Source organism: Acidovorax sp. HMWF029 (genome assembly GCF_003060895.1).
In the GTDB taxonomy this organism is placed as follows: domain Bacteria; phylum Pseudomonadota; class Gammaproteobacteria; order Burkholderiales; family Burkholderiaceae_C; genus Acidovorax.
In genome coordinates this window covers 1-6,405 of record NZ_QAIH01000196.1, presented here as the reverse complement: position 1 = coordinate 6,405, position 6,405 = coordinate 1, and the positions used below count along the sequence as shown (strand labels likewise).

Genomic DNA, 6,405 nt, shown 5'->3' with positions numbered 1-6,405 from the left:
GGGCGGGTTCTGGCGTCGCCGCAGACGCCGACTGGCGCGTGGTGCGGGGCTCCCATCGCGGGTGGTAAGTGGCATGCAGGTTGTCGCGCTTGGGCGGCACGCCGGGCACACGGGTCACTTCAAAGCCACATTGCGCCAATGCGTCGCGCACGGCGCGGGCAATGGTCCAGGTGGCCAGGCGGGTGCCGCGTCGGCAACAGCGCGCCACGGCCTTCAAGGTATGCAGGTCCCAGCTCTCCGGGTTGCGCTGGGGGCTGAAACCATCGAGGTAGATGGCATCCACCGTCAGGCTCTGCTGGCGCAGCATGGCCTGGGTGTCGCCCACATACAGTGTGAGCAGCACCCTGCCTTCATCAAAGCGCAGGCGGTGCACGCCCGGCAGCAGGCCCCACCATTGGTCGTGCAGTGCTTGCGCCAAGGGGGCCAGTTCGGGGTGGACCGAGGTAGCGCGCAGCAGGTCGGCCGCGCTCACCGGCCAGGCTTCGGTCGAGACAAAGTGCAGGAGCGTGGGCCGAGCGGGGTCGGCCCGCCAGGCGGCCCAGGTCACCAGGAAGTTCAGGCCAAAGCCAAACCCGGTCTCCAGAATGCGCCATTGCGGTTGCCCTGCCCATGCCTCAGGCAGGCCGCAGCCGTGCAAAAACACCCGGCGAGCCTGGGTGAGGCCGCCGTTTTCGCTGTGGTAGCGGTCGCCGAAGCGGGGGCTGTAGGGGGTGCCGTCCGGCAGCCAGTCAACAGGCTCGGACATGAAAGACTAGAAAAGCGCGCAGGTTTTTTTATGCGCTCGGCGGGACGTAGCCCGCTGCAGCGTCTGCACCGCTGCCGAAAAAGTGGTTCTCCATCTGGCGCGCCAGGTACTGGCGGGCGCGCGCATCGGCCAGGTTCAGGCGGTTTTCATTGACCAGCATGGTCTGGTGCTTGAGCCAGCCCGCCCAGGCTTCCTTGCTCACGCTCTCCCAGATGCGTTTGCCCAGCTCGCCGGGGTAGGGCGGAAAGTCGAGGCCTTCGGCTTCCTTGCCGAGCTTGATGCATTGAACGGTGCGTGCCATGGGTACGAATTCCTTGTAGTAGGGGGAGCGAAAAAAGGCTTCGCTCAGATGATTTGGATATTAAGAACTGAAATCTCAGTAGTTCCAGTTTTGTAGAGGGCCTTTCAGAATGCGTTCCATCGGTGATTTGCACCGCACACATTCTTAAAAAGAGGCCCTCCCATGAACTTTCGCCGCGACTTTATCAAGTTTCCCTTCGCCGCCGCCCTGGTAGGCAGTTTGGCCCTGACGGCATTGCCGTCGTTTGCACAGTCCGTGACGCTGCTCAATGTCTCGTACGACCCCACCCGTGAGCTGTATGTGGAGTTCAACCAGGCGTTTGCCAAGCACTGGAAGGCCAAGACCGGCCAGGACGTGACCATCAAGCAAAGCCACGGAGGCTCGGGCAAGCAGGCGCGCTCCATCATCGACGGGCTGGAGGCCGACGTGGCCACGCTGGCTCTGGCGGGCGACACCGATGCACTGCACACCAACGGCGGCTGGATCCCCAAGGACTGGCAAAAGCGCCTGCCGCACAACAGCTCGCCCTACACCTCCACCATCGTGCTGGTGGTGCGCCAGGGCAACCCCAAGGGCATCAAGGACTGGGACGACCTGGTGCGTGCGGACGTGAAGGTCATCACCCCCAACCCCAAGACCTCAGGCGGCGCGCGCTGGAACTATCTGGCTGCGTGGGAGTTTGCCAAGCGCAAGTACGGTGGTGACGCCAAGGCCAAGGAGTTTGTGGGCAAGCTGTATGCCAACGTGCCGGTGCTGGACACGGGTGCGCGAGGCTCATCGGTGACCTTCGCGCAACGCAACCAAGGCGATGTGTTCATCAGCTGGGAGAACGAGGCCTACCTGCTGGAGAAAGAATTCGGCAGCAAGGTGGATGTGGTCTATCCGTCGCTGTCCATCCTGGCCGAGCCCGCCGTGTCGGTAGTGGACAAGAACGTGGACAAGAAGGGTACGCGCGCCGTTGCCGAGGCGTACCTGCAGTATCTGTACACCGAAGAAGGCCAGGATCTCGCGGGCAAACATTTCTACCGCCCCGCTGTGTCTGACAAGGCGAAGGCCAAGTACGCCAAGCAGTTTCCCCAGCTGAACCTGTTCAACATCAATGACGCGTTTGGCGGCTGGGAGAAAGCGGCCAAGGACCACTTTGCTGACAACGCAAGCTTTGACCAGGTCTACACCCGCAAGTAATTGAGCAGCCCCCCGTCCATCACCAGGAACCCCGTCTTGGCGGGACGGGTGGGCGCCGCTCGTCCTTTTTATAAGAAAAAAAAGCCCTCTGCGCTCATCCATAAAGCGCTGATAGCTATCAAAACAGTAGTAACAAAGGAATTCACACCATGTCCGCCTTGCTCATCGCTGGCAGCCGCCTGGGCCTGCGGCGGGGTGCGTGGTTGCGCGGGTATGCCTACCGTTTCATCGAGAGCTTTGTGCCCACGCTGACGCGGGATGTGGTCGAGCAGGCTGTTTTGCAAGGCGCATGCGCTGAGCCAGAGGGCTCGCTGGGCAGGTGACAGACCCGGCCGGGCCTGCAGGTTGCATGGCAGCCAGATCCGTTCGTGACGGATCTGGGCCTTATGGCGTGTTGCAGCCCCTGCTTGGCGGCATGCCGGGCTGCCGCCAGGTCTTTATGCGGGGTGTTCGCTGCCGCCTTGTCGCCTTGTATCTACAGCCCCGTTGAGGCGACGTTGCTTGGGGTGCGTCGAGTTGCGCCGCCAGGTGCGCAAGAGGTGTCGGGCCGCGCTGGCCAGCGCTTCGTCAAGTGCGCAGCGCCAGTCCTTGGCCACCGAAGACACCACCACGGCACCCGCGCCGTCGGTACGCAGGGCAATCTGGCAACGCTTGTCGGGGCCGCCACGGGGGCCGTTGATGTCATCCAGCTTGATTTCAGCACGTGGCACCAGGGCGTTCAGTCGCCTGAAGGCGAAACGCACGCGACGCTCCACGGCATCGCGCATCAGTGCGGCTTCGGGGTGGCGTGTTCTGAAAAGAATCTGCATTTGCGATCTCCTGAGTTGAGGGTGACACCGTATCCCGCAGCTTGGCGGCCAACCAGCAGGAAATTTCTTCGTTGAATCTCTGAAAACTCTGTGTTTGGTCTGCGATGTTGCTGCTGATGCATCACTTCGAGTTTCTGGATGTATGTGACAGAGAAAACCTGCTTCTTGTCCGCGAGCGGGGGCCACACATTCAAGGCTTCTTCCTGTTTGCAACTTTCCGCTTCAAAGGAGCCATCCGTGAAACCCTGGTCTGGAATCTCTTCGCTCTTCACCTCCTTGCGCCATCGCCTTGCGGACTGGCTGTCCCGTTTCGCCGTGGCTCGGGCACCCGCGCTGCGGCGCATTCCGGTCAAGGTGCCGCTGCGGGTGCAAGCCCAGTACCGCGACGGCTGGCAGCCGCGTTCACGCTATCGCCGCTAGGAGTCTGCGTGGCAGAAGGCATCGAAGCGAAACGCGCGAAAACCGAGGATCGCGTGGTGCTACCGATAAGCCCAGGGTGGCCCCCTGGGCGCAGGAGGTAGTACCGCGCGAAACCGGTTTATCGCACGTTGCAGCCGATGCTCCTTTTGCCGCGCAGACTCCTAGGGCGGAGCGCTGGGTCAACCATTGCCTGCTTGTCCCCTTTGTCATTGCACTTACCCCATTTAAAGGAAATCAGAGATGCGTAGCTATCCCCGCAATAGCCCCGAAGCTGTAGCCCGAATCATCGCCTTGCTGTTGATATCGGATGGCCATGTGAGCCGGTCTGAGCTGGATGCCTTGCATGGGCTTCATATGGAGCAGGACCTGGGCCTGCCGCACGGCGGCTTTGCCAAGGTGCTGCATGGCCTGTGCGAAGACCTGTGGATGGGCATGCATGAACAGCGGGTTTTGGCAGCCAGCATTGATGGCCCCACGCTGAAACTGTTGTTGGCTGAAGTGACTGCCCCTGAGCTGCGGCGCAAGGCCCTGGAGTTCGCGTACACCGCAGCCACTGCAGACAGTCACCTTGCGCCGAGTGAGTGGTGGCTGATGGATGCAGCACGCCAGTTTTGGCAAATGGGCTTCACGCCCACCGGAATCGACCGCTATGACCTGGCGCAGGCTGCCTGATGCGGCTGCAACTACAACTGCAAATCCAACTACAAACAAGGGGGATGTTGGTTGCGTGGCAGGTCCGTTAGGCTGTGCCCAGTCCGGCGGAGGCATCCACCAGTTGCCGCACCAGCGGGTGGTGCTGCCCCCGGCGCGACCAGATGGCGTGGACCTCCTCAAAGAGCTGCGGGCATTCGCCCAGCAGGCGCAGTCCACGCACCAGCCCCACATCTTGCGCTCCCAGCCGACTCACCGGAAACACCCCTAGCCCCCGTGCCGCAAACACGGCCAGCAGAGCGCTGTCTTCAAATTCGCCCACCACCCGAGGTTGCACGCCCAGGTCTTGAAACCAGGCATCCAGGGTGGCGCGCAGTGGCGCATGGTGGGTGGGCAGTAGCACCGGCAAGTCTTGCAGCGACTGGGGAAATCGGTCTCGCACTTGCTTTCTCACCAGTGATGCCGGGCCATACCACTGCAGTGCAGATCGGGCGATGCGCTCGCTGGTCAGGCGCTGGTGGGGGTTGCGCGGCGCGGCTTGACCGGACAGCACCACATCCAGCTGGTGCAGGGCGAGCTCAGACAGCAACTCGTCCGACTCTCCCTCATGGCATACCAGCCGCAGGTGGGGGGTGGCCAGCACGGGCTCCAGCAGCGCGTGCGCTGCCAGTTTCGAGATGCCGTCTGACAGGCCCACCGACAACCGAGCAACGCGGGCAGTCGCGGCCTCACGCACCTCTTCTTCGATGTACTGTCCCAGCTGGAAGATCTCTTCGGCACGGGTGAATGCAACTTGCCCCGCTTCGGTCAGTGCCACGCCGCGCCCAGAGGGCTTGAGCAGCTGGTGGCCCAGCGCTTTTTCCAGATCGCGTACCTGGGCGCTGATGGTCTGCACCGCCATCTCCAGCCTGTCTGCAGCCTTGGCAAAGCCGCCTTCCTTGGCAACCATCCAGAAGTAGTACAGGTGGCGGTAGTTCAGCATAGTCAGGTTCAAGTTCGAAAAAACCGAATGGTAGGTGCGGCTCAGTCTGGTGTCTATGCAACGAGGGTTTGCCCATACTCGCCGCTTGCCAATATCAATATCGAGGAAGCTTTCACATGTTCTACGCAATCAACTGGTTTCTTTCGTTGGCTCTGCTGGCCCTCTGGTCTTTGGCCTGTTGGGGGGCGCATGCGGTGACGGTCTGGGTGGTCTCCAATGCGGGCGCACTGGCAGGCGGCAGCGTGGTCACAGACACCGTCCTGGTGCCGGGCTGGCTCAAGGCCTGGATGCCCCCTGAGTTGATGGGCCAGTGGGAAGCTGTCGTTTCGTCGCTGGGCCCCATGGTGCAAGCGGCACTGGAGGCCGTGCCTGCTCTGGCCGGCGGCGTCACCTTCCTGGCCTGGGCGTTGTGGGGCCTGGGCGCCATCGTGCTGGTGGCGTTGGCGGTGGGCATCCATATTCTCATTGCACTTGCCAAGCGCCATGGTGGTGGCAATGGCGGTGCTGGTGGCCCTGGCGCCTCGAAGGCGGCATTGGCCCGCTGAGCGGCCGGGCGCAGCCCTTGCAAGCGCCTGGGTTGCGCCGTACTCACTCTTCAGGCTGTGTGGGCAGCAGGGTGTGCATGCATGCCGCTTCATGGAAGGGCCACGCATTGCCTTGGGTTGTGGGCAGCCTGTTTGGCTTGCTGAAGGTGTCACTTATGGGGCTACCTTCGTGGCAGCCGGTTTGCCTTAAGGATGTCCTGCACAACTCCCTGCGGTCTGTGATAGCGCGGCCTCGGGCAGTCCGCTGCGTTGCTTTTCTTGCCAATAGCCGGGCTATTGGCTGCAAAAAGACGCCTTGCGGCCTGTCCCGATCCGCACTACCACCGACTCGCGAGGGTTATGCAGGACATCCTTAACGCGGCAAACACCCTGCAAAACCCTTGGGCCCTGTTGCGGATACTTCCGGCAGGGTCACAGTCTCCATCAGGTCATTTTTCCCCGGTATCTTGGTCAGGCGCTGGCCGTTTTGCCAGCGCCATTGCTGGCCGTCAAAGCTATAGATGAACGTGTGGGTGCGGTTGGAGAGCAGGTGCGCGGGCGTGAGGGTGATGGCCTGGGCGGCGGCTTCGGTGGGGGCGTGTGCCTGGGCCTCGTTGTCCTTGATGACGAGCTTGCCGACGTAGGGCGTCACGGGCGATTCGGTGCGGGTGACTTCGGGCTGGACCAGGGCGGGGCTGTAGCCTGTCAGCGTCCATTCGCCGGGGCCGCTGGGGCGCACGTGGGGCTGGCGGGCGGCCAGGAACTGGGTGCAGGCGCTGGCCAGCGCC

Annotated in this window: 9 protein-coding genes and 1 pseudogene; 5 read left to right on the top strand and 5 right to left on the bottom strand. The window is 62.6% G+C overall.

Annotated elements, in window-relative coordinates:
- Positions 1-745, bottom strand: a 745-nt coding sequence (mnmD, locus tag DBR12_RS13785) for a tRNA (5-methylaminomethyl-2-thiouridine)(34)-methyltransferase MnmD (protein WP_146185539.1), incomplete at its 3' end; no start/stop codon positions are given.
- Positions 746-773: 28 nt separating this feature from the next.
- Positions 774-1,046, bottom strand: a complete 273-nt coding sequence (locus DBR12_RS13780; RefSeq protein WP_015013765.1) for an oxidative damage protection protein — start codon at positions 1,044-1,046, stop codon at positions 774-776.
- Positions 1,047-1,208: 162 nt separating this feature from the next.
- Here DBR12_RS13780 and DBR12_RS13775 point away from each other — a divergent pair, with 162 nt between their 5' ends.
- Positions 1,209-2,231 (top strand): sulfate ABC transporter substrate-binding protein, encoded by a 1,023-nt coding sequence (locus tag DBR12_RS13775; protein ID WP_108617783.1) that lies wholly within the window; start codon positions 1,209-1,211, stop codon positions 2,229-2,231.
- A gap of 173 nt (positions 2,232-2,404) precedes the next feature.
- A pseudogene (locus DBR12_RS13770) lies at positions 2,405-2,554 on the top strand (transcriptional regulator); the annotation flags it as partial.
- A 114-nt stretch (positions 2,555-2,668) separates the two neighbouring features.
- Here the strand turns inward: DBR12_RS13770 and DBR12_RS13765 are convergent.
- The gene (locus DBR12_RS13765; protein ID WP_108617782.1) at positions 2,669-3,040 is read right to left on the bottom strand and encodes a hypothetical protein; all 372 of its coding nucleotides are present in this window, start codon (positions 3,038-3,040) and stop codon (positions 2,669-2,671) included.
- A 237-nt stretch (positions 3,041-3,277) separates the two neighbouring features.
- Between DBR12_RS13765 and DBR12_RS22020 the strand changes: the two genes are divergently transcribed.
- Together DBR12_RS22020 and DBR12_RS13760 are read left to right on the top strand one after the other, a co-directional pair.
- Positions 3,278-3,460 (top strand): hypothetical protein, encoded by a 183-nt coding sequence (locus tag DBR12_RS22020; RefSeq protein ID WP_146185538.1) that lies wholly within the window; start codon positions 3,278-3,280, stop codon positions 3,458-3,460.
- Between the two features lie 240 nt (positions 3,461-3,700).
- On the top strand, positions 3,701-4,132 hold the full coding sequence (locus DBR12_RS13760) for a TerB family tellurite resistance protein (RefSeq protein WP_108617781.1): 432 nt from the start codon (positions 3,701-3,703) through the stop codon (positions 4,130-4,132).
- Between the two features lie 67 nt (positions 4,133-4,199).
- Here DBR12_RS13760 and DBR12_RS13755 read toward each other — a convergent pair whose 3' ends face one another.
- Positions 4,200-5,093, bottom strand: coding sequence for a LysR substrate-binding domain-containing protein (locus DBR12_RS13755; protein WP_108617780.1), 894 nt, complete (start codon positions 5,091-5,093; stop codon positions 4,200-4,202).
- Positions 5,094-5,209: 116 nt separating this feature from the next.
- Here DBR12_RS13755 and DBR12_RS13750 point away from each other — a divergent pair, with 116 nt between their 5' ends.
- Positions 5,210-5,638 carry a hypothetical protein gene (locus tag DBR12_RS13750; RefSeq protein WP_108617779.1) on the top strand — a complete coding sequence of 143 codons (429 nt, stop codon included), beginning with the start codon at positions 5,210-5,212 and terminating at the stop codon, positions 5,636-5,638.
- Positions 5,639-5,990: 352 nt separating this feature from the next.
- Here DBR12_RS13750 and DBR12_RS13745 read toward each other — a convergent pair.
- On the bottom strand, positions 5,991-6,405 hold a 415-nt coding region (locus DBR12_RS13745; RefSeq protein ID WP_108617778.1), incomplete at its 5' end, for a hypothetical protein.

Bases quoted from the DNA above. Each gene is read 5' to 3' on its own strand.
- DBR12_RS13760 (WP_108617781.1), top strand. From the start codon at position 3,701: ATGCGTAGCTATCCCCGCAATAGCCCCGAAGCTGTAGCCCGAATCATC.
- DBR12_RS13775 (WP_108617783.1), top strand. From the start codon at position 1,209: ATGAACTTTCGCCGCGACTTTATCAAGTTTCCCTTCGCCGCCGCCCTG.
- DBR12_RS13765 (WP_108617782.1), bottom strand. From the start codon at position 3,040: ATGCAGATTCTTTTCAGAACACGCCACCCCGAAGCCGCACTGATGCGC.
- DBR12_RS13750 (WP_108617779.1), top strand. From the start codon at position 5,210: ATGTTCTACGCAATCAACTGGTTTCTTTCGTTGGCTCTGCTGGCCCTC.
- DBR12_RS13780 (WP_015013765.1), bottom strand. From the start codon at position 1,046: ATGGCACGCACCGTTCAATGCATCAAGCTCGGCAAGGAAGCCGAAGGC.
- DBR12_RS13755 (WP_108617780.1), bottom strand. From the start codon at position 5,093: ATGCTGAACTACCGCCACCTGTACTACTTCTGGATGGTTGCCAAGGAA.